The sequence below is a fragment of the Paenibacillus sp. 01T442 genome (assembly GCF_056398345.1).
Genome location: NZ_JBFTPF010000200.1, coordinates 1 through 1,142 on the forward strand (window position 1 = coordinate 1; position 1,142 = coordinate 1,142).

At 39.3% G+C, this 1,142-nt stretch carries 3 protein-coding genes and 1 pseudogene; 2 read left to right on the forward strand and 2 right to left on the reverse strand.

The annotated features are described in order from the left end of the window. A pseudogene (locus AC1DLM_RS35385) lies at nt 1-134 on the reverse strand (IS110 family transposase); the annotation flags it as partial. A gap of 296 nt (nt 135-430) precedes the next feature. Here AC1DLM_RS35385 and AC1DLM_RS35390 point away from each other — a divergent pair. Continuing rightward, nucleotides 431-604, forward strand: coding sequence for a hypothetical protein (locus AC1DLM_RS35390; RefSeq protein WP_477572624.1), 174 nt, complete (start codon nt 431-433; stop codon nt 602-604). Between the two features lie 120 nt (nt 605-724). After that, nucleotides 725-895 (forward strand): hypothetical protein, encoded by a 171-nt coding sequence (locus AC1DLM_RS35395; RefSeq protein WP_477572625.1) that lies wholly within the window; start codon nt 725-727, stop codon nt 893-895. A 66-nt stretch (nt 896-961) separates the two neighbouring features. Here AC1DLM_RS35395 and AC1DLM_RS35400 read toward each other — a convergent pair. After that, nucleotides 962-1,142, reverse strand: a 181-nt coding sequence (locus tag AC1DLM_RS35400; RefSeq protein ID WP_477572626.1) for a hypothetical protein, incomplete at its 5' end; no start/stop codon positions are given.

The following is a 1,142-nucleotide window of genomic DNA, read 5'->3' on the forward strand; positions in this document are numbered from 1 at the left end:
TCGAAAATTAATGGTCGAAAATTAATGGCTTGTGCTGCGTGTTTCTCCTTGGCAATATCGATGCCTATGACCAGAGTAGTAGTGCTGATTCGTTCTACACGTTGATTTTGAGACTTAATTGGATTAGACTTCATGATAACGCCTCCTAAGGTGAGTTCTGAGGGCTGGAACCCAGTACATACTCATCGTAGCGAGGCGTTCTTTTTTCTGCAAATTCAATCTACTAACACCTACAGGAATGTTAACGGATAACGTTACTTCAATAACTACAAAATGAGGCTGCCACCGCGAAAACGAGTGGCAGCCTCATTAAACTATTGGGCAGTAGAGTTGAGCAAAAAGGAATTATATGGGTTAAAATAGAATGTATAAGTTTAAGAAGAACCTTGTATCGGAGGATATCTATTAATCGTATAGGGGGCAAATAATCTTGCATGTTGATCGTAAATTTCTATTAGAAGCATTTACTGAAGCTGACAGGACAATTATCAGTAGGGGACGTAATAGGGTCTTTTCGGAAGCAGATACGACAGCACATGCAGAGGTTGATGCAATAAGAAAAGCGGGATCAACCATGCTGGACATTAAGAAAAAGAAATTTTAAAAAAAAGGCTACACATTGTATTCAACATGTGAACCTTGCCCTATGTGTACTTGTACTATTTTATTATCTTTTAGTATTGATAGGGTTGTTTGGGCTGCGAATGATGTTGGGATGGGGGCTATGAGAAAGTTTTCGGGAGGGCCTCATTTCCTAGAACGATTTAATAAGATTCTTATTGAATCAGCTCCTTATCGGGATTTAGAGATTCGTCAGAGAAAAATGCTTGCGGAGTTTTTCATTGAAAGAGGTTATGTTGATACGGAATGGCAATATCATAATGAACCGAATTGATACGGCGGGGCTAAATTAAGTAGATTAATCCTCATTGAATTAACGGAAGAACGCTAGTTAAATAAACTACAAAGTGAGGCTGCCGCGAAATTTGATTGGCAGCCTCTTTAAGCTAAACATTCCTGTTAAGGCTAAGAAATGGCCTTTGTCAAAAAAGGAGCGCCTCGGTATGATGGATTTGTCGACGGGTTCGTAACCCAATACCATCAAGGAGGCGCTCTTACTTATGAAGTTTAAACAATCTAAC

Bases quoted from the DNA above. Each gene is read 5' to 3' on its own strand.
- AC1DLM_RS35395 (WP_477572625.1), top strand. From the start codon at position 725: ATGAGAAAGTTTTCGGGAGGGCCTCATTTCCTAGAACGATTTAATAAG.